Below are 22,166 nucleotides of genomic sequence, written 5' to 3' on the forward strand. Positions count from 1 at the left end.
CCGCATCTGACCGACTGCTGAGGCCCTGCCCATTCTCCGCCCGATGTCACCGTTCACCTGTCTGTCCTGACGGGCCGACCTGCCGGTATCGGCGGTGGTGATGGGAAGGATGACCTGCGAGAAAGCGTGAGGAGGTGGGCCATGTTGGTCCGCGAGGTGATGACGACACCGGTGATGACGGTGCCGCGTACATGGACGGCGAAACAGGCCGTCCTCCTGCTTTACGAGAAGGACATCACGGCCGCTCCGGTGGTCGACGAGCACGGCCGGATGGTCGGGATCGTCAGCGAGATGGACCTGCTGCGCGGCGAGTTCGAAGCCGACCCCCGTGCCTACCTTCGCCTCTCGGCACCGCCGGGCTCCCGGCCGACCCTGGGGGTCGAAGACGTCATGAGCCCGAACGTCAAAACCGTCCGGGAGGACACCGAGGTCCTGGACCTCGTGGAACTCATGATCACTGTGGGGATGAAGAGCGTTCCGGTCGTGCGGGGTGACGAGCTGGTGGGCATGGTGAGCCGGCGAGACCTGATGGGCATCCTCGCCCACGGTGACGACCGGATCCGTGACGACGTGCTCGCGGCCCTGCGTGAGACCTCGGCGGAGACGGCGTCCTTCGAGGTGGCCGTCACCAACGGGGTCGTCGAGCTGCACGGCGGCGCAGGGGATGACGGTTCGGCCCGGATCGCCGAGCTCATCGCCGGCACGGTGCCAGGCGTGACCCACGTCGTGTACAAACCCTGAGGCGGCGACCGCATGGCCGGCGACAAACCCTTCACCGGCGCGCGGGATGCATATCCCCGCTGCCCAGGCGTCGAATACGGGTACGGACGGACCTAGGGGACCCGACGTCGGCCGTGAGACGGCCCGGCGTCCCAGGTGGACGGCGGTCTTGAGAGGTAACCACAGATGTTTCTCGATCGTCATGATGCGGGTGTTCGTCTGGCCGAGAGGCTACGCGGGCTGGCCGGTGCCGAAGGTGCGGTCGTCGTGGGGCTGCCCCGCGGCGGTGTGCCGGTGGCGTTCGAGGTGGCCACTGCCCTTGACGCGCCCTTGGATGTGATCGTGGTCCGCAAACTCGGCGTGCCGTACCAGCCGGAGCTGGGGTTCGGCGCGATCGGCGAGGGCGGTGTGCGCGTCGTCAATCCCAGTGTCGTACGGCTCGCCGGTCTCACACCGGGCGAGATGGCGAGGGTGGAGGGGCGTGAGCAGGCCGAGGTGGAGCGCCGGGCCCGACGCTTCCGCGGGGATCGCGCTCCGGTCGATCTGGCGGGCCGTCGGGTGATCGTGGTGGATGACGGGATCGCCACCGGCGGGACCGCCCGGGCGGCGTGTCAGATCGTGCGGGCGCGCGGCGCCTCGAGGGTGGTGCTGGCCGTGCCCGTCGGCGCTCCGGAGACGGTCGCGAGCCTGCGTGACATCGCCGACGAGGTGGTCTGCCTGGAGACTCCCGCTTCCTTCTTCGCGATCGGGTTCTGGTATCGGGATTTCACCCAGACGACCGACGATCAGGTCGTCGAGCTGCTGCGGCGGGCCGCCTCGCGCGAGCATGCCCGTGCCGAGGCGACGGCGGGGGCGCATCCGCACGCCCTCGCGGAGGACGTCGAGGTGGACGCCGGGCCGGTACGGCTGCCCGGTCGGCTGGTCGTGCCAAGGGACGCCGGTGGGATCGTGGTGTTCGTGCATGGCAGCGGCAGCAGCCGGCACAGCCCGCGCAACCGGTACGTCGCCTCCGCGTTCAACCAGGCAAGGCTGGGAACGCTGCTGTTCGACCTGCTCACACGGCAGGAGGAGATCGACCGCGGCAATGTGTTCGACATCGACCTGCTGGCCGGACGGCTCATTCGGGTGACCGACTGGCTGGGCGGGCAGCCGCGGGCGGCAGGGCTCCCGATCGGCTACTTCGGCGCCAGCACGGGGGCGGCGGCCGCGCTGTGGGCGGCGGCGGAACCCGGCAGTGAGATCGCCGCCATCGTCTCCCGCGGTGGCCGGCCCGATCTGGCCAGGCCACGCCTGGCCGCCGTGCAAGCTCCGACCCTGCTGATCGTGGGAGGTCGCGACGATGTGGTGCTCGATCTCAACCGCAAGGCGCAGGAGCGGCTGCGGTGCGAGAGCTCACTTCAGATCGTCCCCGGTGCCACGCACCTGTTCGAAGAGCCCGGAGCGCTTGAGACGGTCGCCTCACTCGCGGGCGACTGGTTCGCCGAGCACTTCCGGCCCTACACCGCGTGAACGCGACCGGGCGTGGGCGCGAATGTCTCTGTCGGGCCAGGGGGAGTGATGAGCCTGCGAATCGTGGCCGGATCCGCTGACGGTGCGCTCGCGGGCGCCGTGGCGGCAGCGCTCGACACCGAGCCGGTCTCGGCGGACCTGGAACGCTTCCCCGACGGGGAACTTCGGCCCAGCGTCGACGGGGTGCGGGGCGCGGACCTCTACCTGGTGCAGCACACCGGGCCGCCCGTGAACGATCACGTCGTGGAGTTGCTGCTGCTGCTCGACGCGTGCAGGCGGGCCGGTGCCGACCGGATGACCGCGGTGGTGCCCTACTTCGGGTACGCCCGGCAGGACCGGCGCAGGCGGTCCGGGGACGCGATCGGCATCCGGGTCATGGCGGATGCGCTTACCTCGGCCGGGGCGCACCGGCTGATCGTGGTGGACCCGCACACGGTCGCGTTGGAGGCGATCTGCGGAATCCCCGTGGAGATGCTCACGGCCGTACCCGTCCTGGCACGCGCTCTGAGAGAGAAGGTGCCGAGCGGGGCCGTCGTGGTCGCACCGGACCTCGGCGCGGTCAAGATCGCACAGCACCACGGCAGACTGCTGTCCAGCCCCGTCGCGGTGGTCCGCAAGATCAGACTGACCGGGACGAGCGTCGCGGCCGAGGAGCTCATCGGGGAGGTCCACGGTCGTCCAGCGGTCATCGTGGACGACATGATCAGCACGGGTGGCACCATCGAGGCCGCCGTTCAGGTCCTGCTGGACCACGGCGCGGGACCGGAGATCACCGTGGCCGCAACGCACGGACTGTTCGTCGAGGCGGCGGAGCAGCGACTCGGCCGCCCGCCGATCGGGCGGCTCGTGGTCGCCGACACCATCCCGCAGCGTGACAGGCCGGCGTTGCGGCTCAGCGTGTGCTCGGTTGCCCCCCTGCTCGCTGACGCCATCGGACGCCTGCATCGCGACGAGCCGCTGGACGACCTACTGGTCCACGCATGACGAGGGCGTCTCAGGTCGATCGGAGACGGATATCACCCCTCGCGTCGGCTTCCCGGACGGTGCTCGATGTGCGCTTCCGGCCCGGGGAAGAAGAGAGTCTCGTGTTTCTCCTCATCGAGCCAATGCACCGTGTAGGGAGGCGACCCGTCAGGATTGTGCAAGCGACGCCTGCGCAAGGCACAGCAGGAACTCTCCCGTAAGGAGAAAGGCTCAGCGAACCGCCAGAAGGCAAGGGCCAAAGTCGCCAAGGCACATGCCGGGGTGGCCGACACGCGCCGTGACTGGGCACACAAGCTCTCCACCCAGATCATCCGCGACAACCAAGCGGTGTACGTGGAGAACCTTGCCGTGTCCGGCCTCGGCCGTACCCGCCTTGCCAAGTCCGTTCACGATGCGGGCTGGTCGCAGTTCGTGAGCATGCTGGAGTACAAGGCGGCCCGATACGGCCGCCACTTCGCCGAAGTCAACGCAGCGAAGAACATCCTGGCCGCCGGACGGGCGGACAGGCTAAACGCCTGCGGAGGGATCGTAAGACCTGCCGCTTAGCGGAGGGCAGGACCCGATGAAACAGGAAGCCACAGAGGTGCCACACGCGCGGCACGGGCTGAATCCCCAGCCTTCAGACTGGGGAGCGCGTCAATGATCGCTCGGCTGGCGTGACGCCGCACACATGCCGGCACGGTTTTCGTGGCCGACCTGGCCGGATCGGCGATCGCCTCCCGGATGCGATCCAGGTGGGAGCCGAAGGGCAGCGCGTCGCCTCAATGGCGTACGACGACGACCGGACCGCGTGCGTGATGGACGAGCGCATGTGCGATGGACCCCATCCCGAGCATGGCGCGCAGGCCGCCGTGCGCCCCGATAACGGTGAGATCATGTTCGGCGGATGCGTCGATCAGCGCCTTGGCCGGATGCTCGCATACGACCTCATGGATCACCCGGACGTCGGGGAACTTGTCCTGCCATCCCGCCGCGGCCTCGGCTAGCAGGATCTGCTCGCTCCTGCCGATGGCATCCAGGTCGCTTGTGATGGGGGGCGCGCCGCCGAGGGTGGGGACGGCCGGCGGGATCCACGCGTGCAGCAGGCGCAGTGAGGCGCCCCGCAACTCGGCTTCCCTGAAGGCGAAGTTCAGGACCGGAACCTGGTCGGATCTGCCGGTCACGCCCGCGACGATCTCTCCCGTGGAGTGGGCGCGCGGCTCCCGCACGACCACCGCCGGGCACGTCGCCCGCGTGACCACGTGCCGGCTCACCGATCCCAGCAGCAGCCCGGTGAATCCGCCGAGGCCCCGGCTGCCGACGACGATCATCTGAGCGCTCTCCGCTGCGGCCACCAGCGCGTCCCATGGGCCGCTGTCGACGACCTCGGTGGTGACCTGCACGTCTGGATGACCTACCCGGGCCCGATTGGCCGCTTTCTGCAGCAGCTCCTGAACTGCTTCGGCTTGAGCGGGTCCCCAGGGTTCCGGCTGCGGGGTGAGCGGAACGTAGTACGTCCACTCCAGCGCCGCATGGATGACGTGCACCGGCGCACCGCGCAGCGCGGCCTCCTCGCCCGCCCAGGCGGCTGCGTCGAGCGAGGACGGAGAGCCGTCGGCCCCCACGGTGATCGGTTTCTCCATCTGCCGCATGGCTCCGTCTCCTTCCCGCTACCAGCCGAAGGCCTTTACCAGCGCACCACGGACTCGGCGGTGGCGATGTCGAAGACAGGCAAAGGTTCTCCCGCGGTAGCGCTCGCGAGCGCTACCTCGCCGTCATCTTCACCTGGATCTCCTCGCGCGTGCGGCGGGTGAGCAGGGCGAGCCGTTCGCTGTGGCGAGCCTTGACCGGCTGCGGATCGCGCAGCACGCGCGCGGAGGCCGGCAGGTGAGCGAGGCCGTCGGCGCAGCGGTCGCGCATCGCCGTGATCGACTCGGGCGCGGTGATCCTGCGTCCGGCCGTCATCACCGGGACCAGGAGGGGACGGTGACCGGGCGGCACGGGCTCGTCGCGCAGACCGATGACGTCGCGAGTCTCCCCGCGGAAGACCTGCTTGGCCCCCGGGGAGTTGATCTTCCCCGCGGAGAGTTTCATCACCGGCTGCCCGCCGTAGTCGACCAGCTTGTACGCGCTGTTGAGCGAGGGCGCGTCGGCTGACACGCCCACCTTCGTGCCGACGGCGTAGAGATCGATCGGGGCGCCCTGCCGTACGAGCTCGGCGATGGCGTGCTCGTCCAGCCCGCCACTGGCGAAGATCTCCGCATCGTGCAGGCCCGCCTCGTCCAGCATCCGCCGGCTCTGCCACGCCAGGTCCGCCAGATCGCCGGAGTCGAGCCGTACGGCGATGCGTCCGGGCAGGCGCATCCGCCGCGCGACGGCGATGGCCGCCCGCACCCCGTCCAGGGTGTCGTAGGTGTCCACGAGGAAGGTGTTCACGCCGGGAAGATCGGCTGCGAACGCCGCGAAGGCGGCCTCGTCGTCGCCGAAGGCCTGGACGTACGAATGCGCCATCGTGCCCACCGGGCGCAGGCCGTACCGGCGGGCCGCCTCGACGTTGCTGGTGGCGAAGAAACCGGCGATCGCCGAGGCCCGTGCCACCGACATGGCGGCGTCGACGCCCTGGGATCGTCGGAAGGCGAAGTCCACCAGGCGCGATCGGCCGGCGGCGAGCACGCATCGGGCGGCCTTGGTCGCCACGGCCGTCTGGAAGGTCACGCGGTTGAGCAGCATGGTCTCCACGATCTGGGCCTCGGCGATCGGGGCGCTCACCTCGAGGATCGGCTCATCGGCGAACAGCACGGTTCCCTCCGGAACCGCCCACACGTCGCCGGTGAAGTGCATGCCCTCCAGGAACCGCAGCAGATCGCGGCCGTACGGTCCGAGAGTTTCGAGGTAGTCCAGCTCGGGGCCGGTGAAGTGGAAGCCCTCCAGGAAGGTCAGGCAGTCGTCCAGGCCGGCTGTGATGAGAAAGCCTCGATCCGGCGGTAGCTTCCGGACGAACAGGCTGAAGGTCGCCGTATCAGTCATGCCGCGGCGAAGGTAGCTCGCCACCATGTTGAGCTCGTACAGGTCGGTGAGCAGCCCGCTGGCCATGGCCCCCTCCTCGATCTCCGCCCGTCGCGATGCGCCGCTCCCCGCCGTACGGCCCCCGCCGGGCCGGCTCAGTCCGGTTCCATCCGTGGGCGGCGGAACCGCCGGGTGATTCCGGCGTGGCCGGCGTGAATCGCCGCGATCGCCCGCTCCAGTGCCCACTCGGGGGAGACGCCCGTGTCGATCTCCGCGGCCTCCGGCCAGGGCGTCGTTCTCGCGGTCATGGCCTCGGCGATCGCCTGGTCGGCGTCGGATATGCCGCCGGTACGGCGGGCGAGCCGTTCGGCGGTGACGGACGGCGGTGCGGTGCAGCGCAGCGCTATGAGATCGCTGGAGGTGCGCCGGGCAAGTCGTTCCGCGGCGGCGCGGTGCGTGGCATCGGTCCAGGATGCGTCGAGGATGGCCGAGTCACCGTGGCCGAGCAGCCTTTCGGCCCGGGACAGCAGCTCGGCGTAGGTCCGCTCGGTCAGATCCGCGCGGTAGATGCCTTCGCCGAAGGGGGCGGGCGCGGGCTGGTGGGGCGGGATGCCGGCGAGCTCCTTACGGACACGGTCGCTGCCCAGCAGCGTGTGACCGAGCCGGCCGGCGATGGCCGCGCTCAGGGTCGACTTGCCGGTCGCCGGCATCCCGCCGACGAGGACCAGGGTGATCGTGCCCGCCCGCAGATGGCGCAGCGTCAGCTCCGCCAGATCATGTGCCTCCCCCGCGGCGCCGGGCGCCCCCTGCCCGTGCCGGAAGCAGGCGACCTTGGTGCGGACGAAGGCACGGTAGGCGACGTAGTGATGCCAGAGCGACGGCGGGGCCGGATCGCCGGAGAACTCGGCATACCAGCGCAGGAACAGCTCGGCGAGCCGCGGCGCGCCCAGCCGTTCCAGATCCATCGCGAGGAACGCCGCGTCGTCCAGGCCGTCGAGGAAGCGGAACCGGTCGTCGAACTCCAGGCAGTCGAGAATCCGCGGTCCGTCGTCCAGGCAGAAGATGTCGTCGGCGAGCAGGTCGCCATGGCCGTCCACGATCCGGCCCGCCGCGACACGGGTGGCGAACAGGGGCTCCCGGCCCTCGATGAAGCGCAGTGTGAGCCGCTCGATCTCGCCGCGTATCCCGGCGTCGAGGACCGGGTCGGGCAGCTCCCCGACTTCGGTGAAGCTCGCGACCCAGCGGGACCGGAGCGCCGCGCCGGTCCCCTGCTCGTCGATCCACGGGCCATGCGGCGAACCGGCGTGCAGGCTCGCGACCATCCGGGCGACCTGGCGCAGCGGCGCCTCCACGGATTCGCCTGCGCGGACTAGGGCGGACAGGCGGCGCTCGTCGGGCATCCGCCGCATCACGATGAGGTGCTCGCAGACCCGCCCGTCAGGCCCGACCATGTCGGCCACCCCTTCGTAGACGTCCGGCGCCAGCCTGCGGTTGAGCCGCACCTCCTCCTGACAGACCCTGCGCCGGGTCTCCAGCGTGGTGAAGTCCAGAAAGCCCAGGTCCACCGGCTTCTTCAGCTTGTACGCGTGCCCTCCCAGAAGGATCACCACGCCGGCGTGCGTCTCTTTGACCCGTGCCCACGGCCCCATCCGTAACACCCCCGCCCCGAGACCCCTCACCGGCGTGCTGAATGGATATCCCCGCTGCTCCGGCATCGAATACGGGTACGGGGCGACCGCGCGACGCCGCGATCCGGATCCCCGGCACCGAGCGCACAGCACGAGATCGGCACCGGGGCGTGAGGGGTGTTCCTCGAGTCCGCGGTCACGTCGAGACGGCCGTCAGACGGCCGTGCGTGACCACTGCTGGTTGGCGCCGGTGTTGCACGGATACTGCTTGAGGATCACATCATCCGCGGTCGACGCGGCCGGTACGTCCACGCATTTGCCGCTGTGCCGTGCCCGGAGCTGAAAGTAGTCACCGTTGACGACCATCTGGAACTGCTGATTGGTGCCGGTGCCACAGGTGTACTGGATGAGTTCGGCGCCGTCGGCGGTCGAAGCGCTCACCACGTCGAGACACTTTCCGCTGTGGCGGCTGACGATGCGCCAGTAGCCGCTGCCGGCGTCCTGGAACTGCCACTGCTGCCATGGGTTGCCGCCGTAGGTGTACTGGATGACGCGCGCGCCGTTGTCGGTGCTCGCCCGTTGGACGTCCATGGCCTTGCCGCTGTGGCGCACGTTGATCCTGTAGAACGTCTGCGGCGGAGGGGTGGAGCCGCCGACGTCGTCGCCCCAGGCGTACCGGATCCGGTCGGCGCCGGAGGCGTTGCGTATGGTCAATGTGAGATTGGTGCCGCTGCCGCCCAGAGCGAACATCGAGTAGTGGTCGTAGCCGAGGCCCGCGGTTATCTTGCCGCCCAGGGCCGGCCAGTAGGTGCCGCCCATCTGGTTGTCACGCATGACCTGGGCCACGGCGCGGAGGTAGCGCACGAAGTTCTCGGTGCTGTTCGCGTCGCCGTAGTTGAGGCCGGTGGACATCGGCGCGCCGAACTCGGTCGCGACCGCGCGGGAGGCGCAGTTGCCCAAAAGCGTCTGAATGTGGCTTCGGAAGGCGTCGTAGGTCATCGCGCCGTAGAAGAAGGCGTAATAGTGGAAGGACAGCAGCGTCGAGTTGAAGCGGCTGTCGTTACAGATGTCCCGCAGGTCCTGGCTGAAGCCGGTGCCGCCGATGAGCACCCGGCCGGGCGCCGCCGAGGGATGGGAGCTGAGCCAGTTCGCCGCGACGTTGCGCCAGTCCGCCGACGTGTAGCCGTGCGGCTCGTTCATCGGCTCGAAGTAGACGTTGCTGTTCGAGCCGTACGTGTTGATCACGCTGGACCACATCGTGTTCCATGCGGCGAGGTTCGTGATCCTGCCGCCGGAGGCGGCACCGTCCTCCCAATAGGCCAGGATGACCTTGAATCCACGGTCGGTGGCGGCGTCGATGGCGCCGCGGTAGGCGTTCCACCAGGTCGTGTCGGCCACGGTGTGCGTGTTGATGGGCAACCGGACGGTGTTGACCCCCATGGTGGAGGCCATGTGGTCGTAGAGGGCGCCGGCCTTGGCCCGTACCGTCGCGTTGCTGTCCGATCGGCTCAGGCCATGCAGGACGAGCGTGCCGGTGCTGAAGTTGTCACCCAGCACGGCCCAGTTCATGCCGCGGAATTGGCTGGTGGCGGCATTGGCCGGCGGCGCGGGGACGATGGCCGCCACCGAGGTGAGTGCGGTCACCACAAGGGCGATCAGTAACCTGCGTAACGGCCGGATGCTCCGCGATTGTCCTGATGAGTGACCATCGGACGTCGTGCTTAGTGCCATGAAACGTCCAATCAGTAGATCTGAATCGCTGGGTCGAACTTTCACCTGTGCACATCGTGTTGCCGACATACGTCCGGGCATCGTGCTGTTCCGACAGCAGGATCGGCGCATGGGAAATCGCTACGTGGCGACGGCGGTGGTGACGTACGTCGACGGCTTCGTCGCGCGGCGGGCCGGGCAGGTGGGAAACGCCCCTGCCGTGGGCGGCCCCCTGCGCCACGGGGGGCGTTACGAGGTGCCGGAGAGATCCGCGATCGAGGTTCTCCAGCGCGCTGCTGGTCAGGCGACCTGCGATGGCGCCGGGTGCCCGGGAGCGCTCGCCGGCGACGGCCTCACCGGCGGCCTGCGGCAGTCGTCGCCGGTTCGGCTGGGGGGACTGCATCAGAGCTCCAACGAATGTCAGCGCTGATAGTTACGCGGAAGGGCCGCCTTGTTCGGTGGGGCACTGGGTGCGCATCTCCGGGGTGTTGAACGCGCATTCCGTATCCGCGGTGGAAGTTGAAGGTCGCATCGGTATTACCACAGTGTGAGCGATAACATCCGCGCGGTCAATACCCGGAGTCAGACGCACGGCATCGGCGGCTCGGCACGGAAAGCCCTGGCCCGTCGATGATGGCGAGGGCGCCTCGAAGGGGAATGCGTTGGCTCAACGATATGGCGTAAAGCAAATGCCCGGTGTTTCCTCCCCTCTCGGAGGCGGGTTCCCCACCGGCGTCGTCACCGGTCATCAGACCCTCCCCTGTCCGGTGCTCCACGCGGAAACGCTTCGTGCCGGGGCGAGATCCATCGCGGCGGCCACGGCCGCCTGGCCGAGGCAGATCCCGGCGTCGTTCGGCGGCACTCGGCGGTGGGTCAGGACGCGGAAGCCGCGTTCCTTCAGCGCCCGTACGCATCGGTCGAGCAGCAGCGCGTTCTGGAAGACCCCGCCGGACAGCGCCACCGTACCGATCCCGGCCCCGGCCGGAGCCGTCGCTCCGTCCCGTACCAGGGCGCACGCGGCGGCCACGGCGGCGGCGAGACCGTTGTGGAACCGGGCGGAGACCTCCGCCTCCCCGGTGCCGCGCAGCAGATCCTCGGCGACCGCGCGGATCAGGTCGTCCCCCCTGATCACCAGGCAGGTCACCGGGCCGGTCACCGGGCCGGCGCCGTTCACGAAAGCGGTTCCTGGCTCGATCCGCATCGGATAGGCGCGCTGTTCCGCCGGGTCGGCCCGCTGCTCCAGGGCCATCGCGGCCTGTCCTTCGAAGGTGACCCGGTCGCCCAGCCCGCACAGGGCCGCGACGGCATCGAAGAGCCGTCCGGCGCTGGAAGTGAGCGGAGAGTTCAGCCCCGACCGGGCCACCGCCGTCACCCGGTCCCACTCGGCGGCGTTCCTGAGGCGTACGGCCAGATCTGGCGGTGGAGCGCCGTCGAAGGCGGCGTCCAGGTGTGCCGCCGCCATCCGCCAGGGTTGCCGGATCGCCGCCGTGCCGCCCGGCATCGGGACCGGTGCCAGGTGACCGGCGCGGGTGAACCCGGTCAGGTCGGCCACCAGCAACTCGCCGCCCCACACGGTCCCGTCCGGGCCGTGGCCGGTGCCGTCGAACGCGACGCCGATCACCGTACCCTCCTCTCCGCCGTCGGCGAGGCAGGACGCGATGTGGGCGTGGTGGTGCTGGACGGCGACGAGGTCGACATCGGCCAGCTCCTGGGCGTACTTCGTCGACAGGTATTCCGGGTGCGCGTCGTGGACGACCAGCTCGGGCGTGACGTCGAACAGCCGCCGGAAACGTGTGATCTCCTCGGTGAAGGCGCGCAACGTCGCGTAGTCCTTCAGGTCGCCGACGTGCGGAGAGAGGAACGCGTGCCCGCCACGGACCAGGCAGAAGGTGCTCTTCAGCTCGGCGCCGCAGGCGAGGATCGCCCGCCGGGCCGGCCGGGAAAGCGGCAGCGGCAGCGGCGCGAACCCCCGAGACCTGCGGATCGGGATCCGCCGGCCATGGGCGAGGAGGATCACCGAATCCTCCGCTCGTGCCTGGATGGTGCGGTCGTGGGTCAGGAAGGCGTCGGCCAGACCGCGGCCGAGCCGGTCAGTCGCGTCCCGATCCCGGTGAACGATGGGTTCGTCGGACACATTTCCGCTGGTCAGAACGTATGGACAGGTGAGTTTTCTGGCGAGCAGGTGGTGCAGTGCCGTGTACGGCAGCATGATCCCGAGCCGGTTCACGCCGGGCGCCGTCTCGTCGGCGATCGTCTCGCCCGCACGACGCGGCAGGACGACGATCGGCCGGGCCGGGCTGTTCAACAGCCGTTCGGCGTCCGGACCGATCTCACACAGCCGCGCCGCCATGGCCAGGTCGGCGACCATGACGGCGAACGGTTTGTCCGGTCGATGCTTGCGTTCGCGCAGCATGCGTACCGCGGGGCCGTTGGTCGCGTCGACCGCCAGGTGGTAGCCGCCCAGCCCCTTGACCGCGACGATCCGTCCCGCCCGCAGGAGCGCGGCCGCGGTCTCCACGGGATCGCCGTCCATCGGCCGCCCCGGCGGGCCGAGCAGCCGCAGGGCGGGTCCGCAGGCCGGACAGCAGATCGGCTGGGCATGGAACCTGCGGTCGCTCGGATCGTGATACTCGGCGGCGCATTCGCCGCACATCGGGAAGGCCGCCATGGTCGTCGCCTCCCGGTCGTACGGCAGGCCGGTGACGACGGTGAACCTCGGGCCGCAGTTGGTGCAGTTCACGAACGGGTGCAGGTACCTGCGGCAGGCCGGGTCGAACAGCTCGGCCAGACAGTCGTCACAGGTGGCGGCGTCGGCCGGGATCAGCGTCGACCGTCCGCCGTCGCGGCTGCCCGCGATATGGAAGCCCCGCTCGCCCAGCACGGGGATCACGTCGGCTGAGATCCGGTGGATCAGTGCGAGCGGCGGCGCCTGACAGGGCAGTTCCTCGCGAAACCGGGTGACGTCGCCCTCGGGACCCTCGGCCTCGATGAACACGCCGCGCCCGTCGTTGCCGACCCAGCCCGACAGCTCCAGCCGCCGGGCCAGCGCGTGCACGTACGGCCGGAACCCCACCCCCTGGACGATCCCCTCCACCCGGATGCGCACCCGGGTCGTACGGCCTGCCGCGAAATCACGGCCGGGACGGCGATCGAGGTCGTCCGGACGTGTTCCGCGATCCGGATCGCGGTCGAAAGGTTCGAAGGCCGTGTCCGCCACATCGCCATCGTGCGCGTACGGCGCGGCGGCTGACCGGCCGCGGCGCGTCGGCAGGGGAGTGCGGAAGGCCGCGTGAGCAGATCTTTACCCCTCCCGCGTCATGCGGTCCACGTGTCACGGAAACACGGAACGTAGCGTGATGACCACGCCAGATCACGGAGCCTGCCCATGCCTGTCGCACCCATGACCAACACGATGAACGACGCCCTCCACCGGGCCTTCGCCAGGCGCGTGGCTCCCGGCGATGCGCTGATACACGAAGCGGAGCACATCACCCGCGCCTGCCGCGACATGGCGGAGCGGTTCCGGCGGGGCGGCAAACTGATCGTCTTCGGCGGCGGAGGTGACGGCGCGGACGCCGCGCACGTAGCCGTCGAGTTCATGCACCCGGTGATCGTCGGCAGGCGGGCGCTGCCCGCGCTGGCGTTGAGCAACGACGCGGCGACGGTCACCACGATCGGTGCCCGTGACGGCCTGGCCGAGGCGTTCACCCATCAGATCGCGAGCTGGGCCGGCCCGGGGGACATCGCGCTCGGCATCTCACGCGATGGCCGGTGCGCGGGAGTGCTGCGTGGGCTGGCCGCCGCCCGGCGGCTCGGCCTGCTCACCGTGGCCCTGCTCGGCGGGCAGAGCGACGGTGACGGTGGAGAGACCGATCGGAGCGGCATCGCCGCCGATCATTGCCTGCTCGCCCGCTCCCACGACCCGGATGTGGTGAAGGAACTTCATGTCACCACCTATCACCTGCTGTGGGAGCTGGTCCACGTCCTGCTGGACACCGTGTCAGAAGAGAGCCGCTGTGGCCTCGGCGAACCGCCGTCGGCGGAGATGCGCGGGCTCTACCCCTTCCTCTATTCCGACGAGGACGGCCGGTCATCGGTGTCGGCCGAGGTCGTGCGATCTACCGAGGCCAAGGCCGCCGAGATCGCGCGGCTGCGCACGGAGGCCGCTGGACTCGACCGGCGGCGGATCGCCGCCTGCGCCCAGGACATGGCGGTGCGGTTCGCCGCCGGCGGCCGGCTGTTCACCTTCGGCAACGGAGGCAGCAGCACCGACGCCCAGGAGGTGACCACCACCTTCCTCGCCCCGGCGAGCCCTTACCGTCCGCTGCCCGCGCACTGCCTCACCAGTGATGTCGCTCTCGTCACCGCGCTCTCCAACGACGTCGGCTTCGACGTGGTCTTCTCCCGGCAACTCGCCGCGCTCGGGCGGCCCGGCGACATCGCACTCGGGCTGTCCACCAGCGGCGACTCCGGCAACGTCGTCCAGGCGTTCGAGGAAGCCGCCGGGATCGGCATGCTGACCGTCGGCCTGGCCGGCGCCGGGGGCGGCAGGCTCGCCGAGTCCGGCCTGCTGGACCACCTGTTCGTGATCCCGTCGTCCTCGGTGCACCGCGTCCAGGAGGCGCAGACCACCCTCTACCACGTGCTGTGGGAACTGACCCAGGTCGCGCTCGACATCTCAGGGCGACGGTGACGGCGATGTGTCTGGGCATCCCCGGAGAGATCGTGGAGATCCTGCCCGGTAGGCATGAGCTCGCCGAGTTCGCCGACCTCGCCCTGGTCGACGTGAGCGGTGTACGGCGCAAGGTCCATATCGGCCTGCTTGACCGGGAGAGCCTCGCGCCCGGCGACTGGGTGCTCATCCACGTCGGCTTCGCCCTCTCCAAGATCGACGAGACGGAGGCGGCCGCCACGCTCGAGTTCCTCGAGAGCCTCGGCGCGGCGTACGAGGACGAGATCGCCGCCTTCCGCGAATCAGCCATCGAACAGGAGTGACCTTCGTTGCGTTTCGTCGACGAATACCGTGACGCCGACCAGGCCCATGCGCTGGCCGACCGGATGGCCGCGCTGTGCCGGCCGGGCCGTAGATACCAGTTCATGGAGGTCTGCGGTGGGCACACCCACGCGATCTACAAGCACGGCCTGGAGGACTACCTGCCCGACGCGGTAGAGATGATCCACGGGCCCGGCTGCCCCGTCTGCGTCATCCCCATGGGCCGGCTCGACGACGCGTTCCACATCGCCGAGCAGCCCGGCGTCGTCATGACCACCTTCGGCGACATGATGCGGGTGCCCGGCGGGCACGGGACGTTCCTGGACGCCAAGGCACGCGGCGCCGACATCCGCATGGTCTACTCCCCGCTGGACGCACTCAAGATCGCCCGTGCGGAACCCGGCAGGCACGTCGTCTTCATGGCCGTCGGTTTCGAGACCACCGCCCCCTCGACCGCGATGACGATCCTGCGTGCCGAGGCCGAGGGGATCGGCAACTTCTCGGTCTTCTGCAACCACGTCACGATCATTCCGTCGATCAAGGCCATCCTCGACTCACCCGACCAGCGGGTCGACGGTTTCGTCGGCCCGGGACACGTCTCCGCCGTCATCGGCTGCCGCCCGTACGAGTTCGTCCCGCGCGTCTACGGTAAGCCGCTGGTCGTCACCGGGTTCGAACCGCTCGACGTGCTGCGCGCCGTCCACCAGCTCCTGACCCAGCTCGCCGAGGGCCGCTGCGAGGTCGAGAACCAGTACGCCCGGGTCGTTCCCCGGGACGGCAATGCCAGAGCGCTGAGCGTGATCGGGCGGGTCATGGAGCTGCGTGGCTACTTCGAATGGCGCGGCCTGGGGTGGATTCCGCATTCCGCGCTGAAGATCTCCGATCGGTACGCCGCCTACGACGCCGAGCGGATCTTCCAGATCCCTGGAGTACGGGTCGCCGACCCCAAGGCCTGCCAGTGCGGCGAGGTTCTCAAGGGCGTGCTCAAACCGTGGGAGTGCAAGGTGTTCGGCACGGCGTGCACCCCGGAGACGCCGATCGGCACCTGCATGGTCTCCTCCGAGGGGGCCTGCGCCGCCTACTACAACTTCGGCCGCTTCTCCCGTGAGCGCGTCAGGGAGGCGACCCGCCGATGAACCCGCGCCGCCTGGACGATCCCGGCAGAGCAGACTCCCCACTCGAAGACACCGCGCTCGAAGACACCGGGCTCGAAGACGTCCCTCGACCGGACCCGGTGCCCGGTGCGGTCCGGGCTGAGGCCGCGGTACGCGAGACCCGCGAGCTCGGCCGGCCGGATATCGCCCACGGCCACCTGAGCGGACACTCGCGTGAGGAGGAGGTGCTCGAACGGATCGAACGCGCCAGGAAGCGCAGGGCCCGCATCCGGGAGGACCGCATCACACTCGCACACGGCGCCGGGGGCAAGGCCGCCCGTGCTCTCATCGAGGCCGTGTTCCTGGAGGCGTTCGGCAACCCGCTCCTCGAGCCACTCGGCGACGGCGCCGTGGCCGGCCCCGTCGCCGGCGGTCTGGCGTTCACGACCGATTCGTTCGTGGTCAGGCCGCTGTTCTTTCCCGGCGGCGATATCGGCGATCTCGCGGTCAACGGCACGATCAACGATCTCGCCATGTGCGGGGCGACCCCTCGCTATCTGTCGGCCGGGTTCATCCTGGAGGAGGGTTTCCCCCTCGCGGATCTGCGCCGCGTCACCGCCTCCATGGCCGAGGCCGCTCGGGTGGCCGGCGTCTGGATCGTCACCGGCGACACCAAGGTCGTCGAGAACGGCAAGGCCGACGGCTGCTACATCACCACGGCGGGGATCGGCGTCATCGAACGGCCGGTCCGGTTGAGCGCGGCGACCGTAGTGCCCGGCGACGCCGTCATCGTCTCCGGCCCGATAGGGGAACACGGCATGACCATCATGCTGGCCCGTGGCGAGCTCGACATCGAGGCCGATCTCACCTCCGACACCGCGCCGCTGCACACGCTCGCCGACCGGCTGCTGGCGGCCTGCCCGGGGCGGGTGCGCTGCCTGCGGGACGCCACGCGCGGCGGTGTGGCCACCGTGGTCAACGAGATCGCCGCCGCGGCCCAGGTCGCGATCGTGCTCGACGAGCGCGCCGTCCCGGTCCGGCCGACCGCGCGCGGCGCCTGTGAGCTGCTGGGCATCGACCCGCTGTACGTGGCCTGCGAGGGGCGGATGGTCGCGGTGGTGGCGGGAGATCACGCCGATGCCGCCCTGGACGCCCTCCGGTCGCACCCGCTGGGCGCCGAAGCCGCGGTGATCGGCCGCGCGGGCGACGACCCGGCCGGGCTCGTCCTGATGCGCACCCACTCCGGCGGCACCCGGGTCGTCGATCTGCTCGTCGGTGACCCGCTCCCGCGCATCTGCTGACGAGTGCGGTGATCACTTGGTCGTTCGTCCCTTTTTCTGACATCTGCGCTGGTAGTTACGTTGGATGGGGTACATGTCCGTCGGTGGCGGCGTTGGGGGGAACGCTCTGATGGACACTGTTGTAATCGAATCTCTGGACCCGCTCATCGCGGCTCTCCGGTCGGCCGGCTACACCGTCGTCGGCCCCACGGTGAGGGACGCGGCCGTGCGCATGGCCGAGATCTCCTCGGCCGGGGATCTGCCGGCCGGGGCCGGGGACGTCCAGAGGCCGGGCCACTATCGGGTGACCGAGCGGGGCGACGACATGCTGTTCGACTTCGCCGCCGGCCCGGACTCGGCCAAGCGCTTCACCCAGCCGCCCCGGCAGAGGCTGTTCCGGATGCGTGGGCAGACGGTCGAGGAGGTCCGGGAGAAGGCGCAGTGCGTCGCGCTGCTGGGGGTACGCGCCTGCGATCTCGCCGCGATCGCCGTACAGGACCGGGTTTTCCTGGGCAGGCACCCCGATCCCGCCTATCGGCGGCGGCGCGAGGCGCTGTTTCTGATCGCGGTGAACTGCGCGGTGCCCGGCGGCACCTGCTTCTGCGTCTCCATGGGCACCGGGCCGAAGGCCACCACCGGATTCGACCTCGCGCTCACCGAACTGGCGACGCCGCATCGGTTCACGGTGGAGAGCGGCAGCGAGCGGGGCGCGCAGATCGTCGCGGCGATCCCGCACCGGCCGGCCGGCCGGGGTGACCTCACAGCGGCCGAGGAGGTCTCGCGCATCGCCGCGACCCGGATGGGCCGCCACGTGGACACCGCGGGCATCCAGCAGTGGCTGCCCGCCGCGCACGACTCACCACGCTGGACCGACGTGGCCTCCCGCTGCCTGAGTTGCACGAACTGCACGATGGTATGCCCGACCTGCTTCTGCAGCACGGTCGAGGACATCACCGATCTGACCGGCGAGTACACCGAACGGTCCGAGCGGTGGGACTCCTGCTTCTCGCTGGACTTCACCGAGCTCAGCGGCCAGCCGCCGGTACGGAGTTCCGCTCTGGCCCGCTACCGGCAGTGGCTGACCCACAAGTTCGCCACCTGGTACGACCAGTTCGGCACGTCCGGCTGCGTGGGCTGCGGCCGGTGCATCACCTGGTGCCCCACCGGCATCGACGTGACCGAGGAGCTGTCCGCCATCCGCGACGCGCCTGGGGAGACCTCGTGCATCCGATGACGCCGGTGCCGTACCGGGTGCGCTCGCGGCGGCCCGACCGGGCCGACACCGTCACCCTGGCCCTGGAGCCGGTGAGCGGGCCATGTCCCCGTTCTCTGCCGGGCCAGTTCACGATGGTCTACGCGCGTGGCGTCGGCGAGATCCCGATCTCGCTCAGCGGCCGGGGCCGTACCGGCGCGCTGGTCCACACGATCAGGGACGTGGGCGCGGTCAGCCGGGCGCTCTGCCGGAAACGACCCGGCGACCTCGTGGGAGTGCGCGGGCCGTACGGAACCGCCTTCGACGTCGCGGGGGCGGCCGGGCTGGACGTGATCGTGGCGGCCGGCGGTCTGGGCCTCGCGCCATTGCGCACGGTCGTCCGAGACCTGATCGCCCACCGCTCGCGCTACGGCCGGATCAGTGTGATCGCCGGCACCCGGACTCCGATGACCCTGCTGTATCCGCGTGAGCTGGACCGCTGGCGGGAGACGCACGGCATCGACGTCCAGGTCATCGTGGATCACCCCGACCACGTCTGGCAGGGCCCGGTCGGGCTGGTCACCAAGCTGATCGACCGGATCGTCTTCGCGCCGCGCCGCAGCGCCGCCTTCGTCTGCGGCCCGGAGATCATGATGCGCGCCGTCGCCGACGATCTGACGGCGCGCGGCGTGCCGGCCCGGCGGATCGCGCTGTCTCTGGAGCGCAACATGAAATGCGGCGTCGGCCGGTGCGGGCACTGTCAGCTCGGTCCGCTGCTGCTCTGCCTGGACGGCCCCGTCGTCGACTACGAGCGGGTGAGCGGCCTGCTCGCCGTGAAGGAACTGTGATGGGTACGCGCCATTCGGCCCCCCGGCCGCGGCTGGCGGTGTGGAAGTTCGCCTCATGCGACGGCTGCCAGCTCACACTGCTCGACTGCGAGGACGAGCTGCTGTCGCTCGCCGCCGAGATGGAGATCGCCTACTTCCTGGAGGCCTCCAGCGCTCCCGGCCCTGGGCCGTACGACCTGTCCCTGGTGGAGGGGTCGATCACCACGCCGGAGGACGCCGAGCGCATCCGGCACGTGCGCCGGGTGTCGAAGCGCCTGGTGACGATCGGGGCCTGCGCCACCGCCGGCGGGGTCCAGGCTCTGCGCGACTTCGCCGACGTGAAGGAGTTCGCCTCCGTCGTGTACGCGCGGCCCGAATACATCGCCACCCTGGACAGGTCGACCCCGATCTCCGCCAACGTGCCGGTGGACTTCGAACTACGCGGCTGCCCCATCGACAAACGGCAACTGCTCGAGGTCATCACCGCGTTCCTGGCCGGCCGCCGTCCGGTCGTCCCCAGCCACAGCGTGTGCGTCGAGTGCAAGCTCCGCGGCAACGTCTGTGTCCTGGTCGCTCACGGCACGCCGTGCCTCGGCCCGGTCACCCAGGCCGGCTGCGGGGCGCTGTGCCCGGCGTTCGACCGGGGCTGCTACGGCTGCTTCGGACCGGCGGACACCACCAACTCCCGGGCGCTGAACACGAAGCTGCGCATCCTCGGGATGAGCGACCCCGAACTGGTGCGCGTTTACCGGACGTTCAACGCGACCGAGGAGCAGTTCATGCGGGCGTCTGAGGAGGACCGGGGGCCGGAGGAGGACCGGGAGTGACGCACAAGAACATCCGCATCGGCGGCCTGTCCCGCGTCGAGGGCGAGGGCGCGCTGCTGGTGCGGGCCCGCGACGGCCGCATCACCGACCTCCGCCTGAAGATCTACGAGCCGCCCCGGTTCTTCGAGGCGTTCCTGCGCGGCCGCGCCTACGACGAGCCCCCGGACATCACCGCCCGCATCTGCGGCATCTGTCCCGTGGCGTACCAGATGAGCGCCTGCCAGGCCGTCGAATCGGCCCTCGGCGTCACGGTGACCGGGCCGCTGCGCGACCTGCGGCTGCTGCTGTACTACGGCGAATGGATCGAGTCGCACGCGCTGCACATCTTCCTGCTGCACGCGCCGGACTTCCTCGGCTACGACAGCGGCGTGGCGATGGCCGCCGACCACCGCGAGCCCGTCGAGCGGGGCCTGGCGGTGAAGAAGGCGGGAAACGAACTGGTCGCGACGCTCGGCGGGCGCGCGATCCACCCCGTCAACGTACGGCTCGGCGGCTTCTACCGCGTTCCGCCGCGGCGGGAGCTCGCCCCGGTGGCCGAACAGCTGCGCCGGGCGCGCGACCACGCACTGGCGACCGTGGACTGGGTCGCCGGATTCGACTTCCCCGACGTGGAACACGACTACCGGTTCCTCGCACTGCGGCATCCGGAGGAGTACGCGATCCTGTCCGGAACGCCCACCGTGAGCGACGGATCCTCCTTCCCCGTCGAGGAGTGGCCGGACCACGTGGTGGAGGAGCAGGTCCCCGACTCCACTGCCCTGCACGCCCGTCTCGACGGCGTCGGCGGCTACCTGACCGGCGCCCTCGCTCGCTACGCGCTCAACTCCCGCCGGCTGTCCCCCCTGGCCCGCGAGGCGGCGCGCGACGCCGGGCTCGGCGAGGTCTGCCGCAACCCGTTCCGCAGCATCGTCGTACGCGCCGTCGAAGTCGTGCACGCCTGCGACGAAGCGCTGCGCATCATCGACGACTACGTCGAACCCGACGCGCCCGCCGTACCGGTCGAGCCGGCGGCCGGTGTCGGCCACGGCGCGTCCGAGGCCCCGCGCGGCACGCTGTACCACCGCTACCGCATCGACGAGGCCGGCCTGATCACGGAGGCGGACATCGTGCCGCCGACCTCCCAGAACCAGGCCCGGATGGAGATGGACCTGCGCGAGCTCATCGAACCCCGCCTCGGCCTGGCCCAGGCCGAACTGGCCGCGCTGTGCGAGCGGGCCGTACGCAACCACGACCCCTGCATCTCCTGCTCGGCTCATTTCCTGGACGTGCGCCTCGATGCCCGGTAACTCGCTCGTGATCGGGATCGGCGGCTACGCGCGCGGTGACGACGCCGCGGGCCTGGAGGTGGTACGGCTGCTGCGCGGCACGCTTCCGCCCTCCATCGATCTCACCGAGAGCGCCGGAGACCCCATGCAGCTGGTCACGGCTTGGAGCGGCGCGCATCTGGCGGTCGTGATCGACGCGGTCTCCTCCGGCGCTGCGCCGGGCACCCTCCACCGCGGTCTGCGGCCTCGCCCCTGGCCCATCTGGCAGCGAAGCTCGCACGCCCTCGGCCTGGGCGACGCGATCGCGCTCGGTACGGCGCTCGGCCGGCTCCCCGAGGAACTGCTCGTCTTCGGCATCGAGGGGGGCGACTTCGGCCTCAACGCCGCCATCACGCCGCCGGTGCGGGCGGCGATCCGGGAGACGGCCGAGGCCGTACGGCGGTCGGTGGGGTGAATCCGGGAGGAGGCCGATCGTGCACAAGAAAGTGCGAGATGTCATGACAACCGAGGTGGTGGCCGTCACCGCCGACGCGCCGTTCCGTGTCATCGCCGAGGTGCTCACCACTCGCGGGGTGAGCGCGGTCCCCGTCATCGACGGCGAGACCCACGTGATCGGCGTGATCTCCGAGGCCGACCTGCTCCACAAGGAGGGGCTCAGAGAGCAGTACTACCGGGAGGACTACCGCCCGCCGTCCGCCCTGTCCGATCACACGGGTGGACGGGACGCGATGGAAAAGGCCCACGGGCACACCGCCACGGAACTGATGAGCGCTCCACCCGTCACCATCGAGGACGGCAGCAGTGTCGTGAACGCCGCCCGGGTGATGCACGAGAAGGGAGTGAAACGGCTGCCCGTCGTCGACAGAGAGGGGCGGCTCCAAGGGATCGTCAGCAGGCGCGACCTGCTCAAGGTCTTCCTGCGCAGCGACCACGACATCGCGTGCGAAGTACGCGAAGAGATCATCGAAGGCCTCCTGTGGGCGGACACCTCCGGCGTCCGGGTCCGCGTGGTCGGCGGTGTCGTGACGCTGAGCGGCTGGATAGAGCACCGCGGCGACGCGCGGATCCTGCTGCGGATGACCGAACGGGTCAACGGGGTGATCGACGTCATCGATCGGCTGGAGTGGACGGAAGACGACATCCCAGGCTAGC

20 protein-coding genes and 1 pseudogene are annotated in these 22,166 nt (G+C 70.1%); 15 read left to right on the forward strand and 6 right to left on the reverse strand.

Annotation, left to right across the window (positions count from 1 at the left end):
* The first annotated feature begins 141 nt into the window (after window positions 1-141).
* The 3 genes from ACQP1K_RS00515 (at window position 142) to ACQP1K_RS00525 (ending at window position 3,213) form a co-directional block, all read left to right on the forward strand.
* Complete coding sequence (locus ACQP1K_RS00515; protein ID WP_433498884.1) at window positions 142-741, forward strand: CBS domain-containing protein; 600 nt, start codon at window positions 142-144, stop codon at window positions 739-741.
* Window positions 742-906: 165 nt separating this feature from the next.
* The gene (locus ACQP1K_RS00520; protein WP_433498885.1) at window positions 907-2,229 is read left to right on the forward strand and encodes a phosphoribosyltransferase family protein; all 1,323 of its coding nucleotides are present in this window, start codon (window positions 907-909) and stop codon (window positions 2,227-2,229) included.
* 48 nt (window positions 2,230-2,277) lie between these two features.
* On the forward strand, window positions 2,278-3,213 hold the full coding sequence (locus ACQP1K_RS00525) for a ribose-phosphate diphosphokinase (protein WP_433498886.1): 936 nt from the start codon (window positions 2,278-2,280) through the stop codon (window positions 3,211-3,213).
* A 32-nt stretch (window positions 3,214-3,245) separates the two neighbouring features.
* On the opposite strand, the gene ACQP1K_RS00530 is transcribed toward ACQP1K_RS00525, so the two are convergent.
* The gene (locus ACQP1K_RS00530) at window positions 3,246-3,485 is read right to left on the reverse strand and encodes a DUF1918 domain-containing protein (protein WP_433498887.1); all 240 of its coding nucleotides are present in this window, start codon (window positions 3,483-3,485) and stop codon (window positions 3,246-3,248) included.
* On the opposite strand from ACQP1K_RS00530, the pseudogene ACQP1K_RS00535 reads away from it, so the two are divergent.
* Window positions 3,373-3,759: pseudogene (locus ACQP1K_RS00535) on the forward strand (RNA-guided endonuclease InsQ/TnpB family protein); the annotation flags it as partial. The gene ACQP1K_RS00530 and the pseudogene ACQP1K_RS00535 overlap by 113 nt on opposite strands.
* A 215-nt stretch (window positions 3,760-3,974) precedes the next feature.
* On the opposite strand, the gene ACQP1K_RS00540 reads toward ACQP1K_RS00535, so the two are convergent.
* The 4 genes from ACQP1K_RS00540 to ACQP1K_RS00555 form a co-directional block, all read right to left on the reverse strand.
* Entirely contained in the window at window positions 3,975-4,844 is an 870-nt protein-coding gene (locus ACQP1K_RS00540) for a universal stress protein (protein ID WP_433498888.1), read from the reverse strand.
* A 112-nt stretch (window positions 4,845-4,956) separates the two neighbouring features.
* Entirely contained in the window at window positions 4,957-6,285 is a 1,329-nt protein-coding gene (locus ACQP1K_RS00545) for a nicotinate phosphoribosyltransferase (protein WP_433498889.1), read from the reverse strand.
* 68 nt (window positions 6,286-6,353) lie between these two features.
* Window positions 6,354-7,808 (reverse strand): AAA family ATPase, encoded by a 1,455-nt coding sequence (locus ACQP1K_RS00550; RefSeq protein WP_433498890.1) that lies wholly within the window; start codon window positions 7,806-7,808, stop codon window positions 6,354-6,356.
* A 231-nt stretch (window positions 7,809-8,039) separates the two neighbouring features.
* Window positions 8,040-9,470 (reverse strand): RICIN domain-containing protein, encoded by a 1,431-nt coding sequence (locus tag ACQP1K_RS00555; protein WP_433498891.1) that lies wholly within the window; start codon window positions 9,468-9,470, stop codon window positions 8,040-8,042.
* A 196-nt stretch (window positions 9,471-9,666) separates the two neighbouring features.
* Between ACQP1K_RS00555 and ACQP1K_RS00560 the strand changes: the two genes are divergently transcribed.
* Window positions 9,667-9,966 (forward strand): hypothetical protein, encoded by a 300-nt coding sequence (locus tag ACQP1K_RS00560; protein ID WP_433498892.1) that lies wholly within the window; start codon window positions 9,667-9,669, stop codon window positions 9,964-9,966.
* A 318-nt stretch (window positions 9,967-10,284) separates the two neighbouring features.
* On the opposite strand, the gene hypF is transcribed toward ACQP1K_RS00560, so the two are convergent.
* Window positions 10,285-12,753 (reverse strand): carbamoyltransferase HypF, encoded by a 2,469-nt coding sequence (hypF, locus tag ACQP1K_RS00565; RefSeq protein ID WP_433498893.1) that lies wholly within the window; start codon window positions 12,751-12,753, stop codon window positions 10,285-10,287.
* 168 nt (window positions 12,754-12,921) lie between these two features.
* Between hypF and ACQP1K_RS00570 the strand changes: the two genes are divergently transcribed.
* The 10 genes from ACQP1K_RS00570 (at window position 12,922) to ACQP1K_RS00615 (ending at window position 22,165) form a co-directional block, all read left to right on the forward strand.
* Window positions 12,922-14,229: a D-sedoheptulose-7-phosphate isomerase gene (locus ACQP1K_RS00570; RefSeq protein WP_433498894.1), complete on the forward strand. Its 1,308-nt coding sequence runs from the start codon at window positions 12,922-12,924 to the stop codon at window positions 14,227-14,229.
* A gap of 5 nt (window positions 14,230-14,234) precedes the next feature.
* A complete protein-coding gene (locus ACQP1K_RS00575) occupies window positions 14,235-14,531 on the forward strand; it encodes a HypC/HybG/HupF family hydrogenase formation chaperone (protein WP_433498895.1) in 297 nt (98 codons plus the stop codon).
* Between the two features lie 6 nt (window positions 14,532-14,537).
* Entirely contained in the window at window positions 14,538-15,665 is a 1,128-nt protein-coding gene (gene hypD / locus ACQP1K_RS00580; RefSeq protein WP_433498896.1) for a hydrogenase formation protein HypD, read from the forward strand.
* On the forward strand, window positions 15,662-16,924 hold the full coding sequence (hypE, locus tag ACQP1K_RS00585) for a hydrogenase expression/formation protein HypE (RefSeq protein ID WP_433498897.1): 1,263 nt from the start codon (window positions 15,662-15,664) through the stop codon (window positions 16,922-16,924). The genes hypD and hypE overlap by 4 nt, the downstream gene beginning before the upstream one ends.
* A gap of 109 nt (window positions 16,925-17,033) precedes the next feature.
* Window positions 17,034-18,137: a 4Fe-4S dicluster domain-containing protein gene (locus ACQP1K_RS00590; RefSeq protein ID WP_433498898.1), complete on the forward strand. Its 1,104-nt coding sequence runs from the start codon at window positions 17,034-17,036 to the stop codon at window positions 18,135-18,137.
* On the forward strand, window positions 18,134-18,943 hold the full coding sequence (locus ACQP1K_RS00595) for an FAD/NAD(P)-binding protein (protein WP_433501673.1): 810 nt from the start codon (window positions 18,134-18,136) through the stop codon (window positions 18,941-18,943). The genes ACQP1K_RS00590 and ACQP1K_RS00595 overlap by 4 nt, the downstream gene beginning before the upstream one ends.
* Window positions 18,943-19,749 carry an oxidoreductase gene (locus ACQP1K_RS00600; RefSeq protein ID WP_433498899.1) on the forward strand — a complete coding sequence of 269 codons (807 nt, stop codon included), beginning with the start codon at window positions 18,943-18,945 and terminating at the stop codon, window positions 19,747-19,749. Before ACQP1K_RS00595 ends, ACQP1K_RS00600 begins: the two co-directional genes overlap by 1 nt.
* Entirely contained in the window at window positions 19,746-21,035 is a 1,290-nt protein-coding gene (locus ACQP1K_RS00605; RefSeq protein ID WP_433498900.1) for a Ni/Fe hydrogenase subunit alpha, read from the forward strand. Before ACQP1K_RS00600 ends, ACQP1K_RS00605 begins: the two co-directional genes overlap by 4 nt.
* Window positions 21,025-21,468, forward strand: coding sequence for a hydrogenase maturation protease (locus tag ACQP1K_RS00610; RefSeq protein WP_433498901.1), 444 nt, complete (start codon window positions 21,025-21,027; stop codon window positions 21,466-21,468). The genes ACQP1K_RS00605 and ACQP1K_RS00610 overlap by 11 nt, the downstream gene beginning before the upstream one ends.
* 19 nt (window positions 21,469-21,487) lie before the next feature.
* Window positions 21,488-22,165, forward strand: a complete 678-nt coding sequence (locus ACQP1K_RS00615) for a CBS domain-containing protein (protein ID WP_433498902.1) — start codon at window positions 21,488-21,490, stop codon at window positions 22,163-22,165.
* Window position 22,166 lies beyond the last annotated feature (1 nt).

The sequence above is a fragment of the Sphaerimonospora sp. CA-214678 genome (assembly GCF_050942215.1).
Lineage (GTDB): Bacteria > Actinomycetota > Actinomycetes > Streptosporangiales > Streptosporangiaceae > Sphaerimonospora.

Coding starts and splice junctions, on each gene's coding strand:
- ACQP1K_RS00515 (WP_433498884.1), top strand. CDS start 142: ATGTTGGTCCGCGAGGTGATGACGACACCGGTGATGACGGTGCCGCGT.
- ACQP1K_RS00520 (WP_433498885.1), top strand. CDS start 907: ATGTTTCTCGATCGTCATGATGCGGGTGTTCGTCTGGCCGAGAGGCTA.
- ACQP1K_RS00525 (WP_433498886.1), top strand. CDS start 2,278: ATGAGCCTGCGAATCGTGGCCGGATCCGCTGACGGTGCGCTCGCGGGC.
- ACQP1K_RS00540 (WP_433498888.1), bottom strand. CDS start 4,844: ATGCGGCAGATGGAGAAACCGATCACCGTGGGGGCCGACGGCTCTCCG.
- ACQP1K_RS00545 (WP_433498889.1), bottom strand. CDS start 6,285: ATGGCCAGCGGGCTGCTCACCGACCTGTACGAGCTCAACATGGTGGCG.
- ACQP1K_RS00560 (WP_433498892.1), top strand. CDS start 9,667: ATGGGAAATCGCTACGTGGCGACGGCGGTGGTGACGTACGTCGACGGC.
- ACQP1K_RS00570 (WP_433498894.1), top strand. CDS start 12,922: ATGCCTGTCGCACCCATGACCAACACGATGAACGACGCCCTCCACCGG.
- ACQP1K_RS00575 (WP_433498895.1), top strand. CDS start 14,235: ATGTGTCTGGGCATCCCCGGAGAGATCGTGGAGATCCTGCCCGGTAGG.
- hypE (WP_433498897.1), top strand. CDS start 15,662: ATGAACCCGCGCCGCCTGGACGATCCCGGCAGAGCAGACTCCCCACTC.
- ACQP1K_RS00590 (WP_433498898.1), top strand. CDS start 17,034: ATGGACACTGTTGTAATCGAATCTCTGGACCCGCTCATCGCGGCTCTC.
- ACQP1K_RS00595 (WP_433501673.1), top strand. CDS start 18,134: ATGACGCCGGTGCCGTACCGGGTGCGCTCGCGGCGGCCCGACCGGGCC.
- ACQP1K_RS00600 (WP_433498899.1), top strand. CDS start 18,943: ATGGGTACGCGCCATTCGGCCCCCCGGCCGCGGCTGGCGGTGTGGAAG.
- ACQP1K_RS00610 (WP_433498901.1), top strand. CDS start 21,025: ATGCCCGGTAACTCGCTCGTGATCGGGATCGGCGGCTACGCGCGCGGT.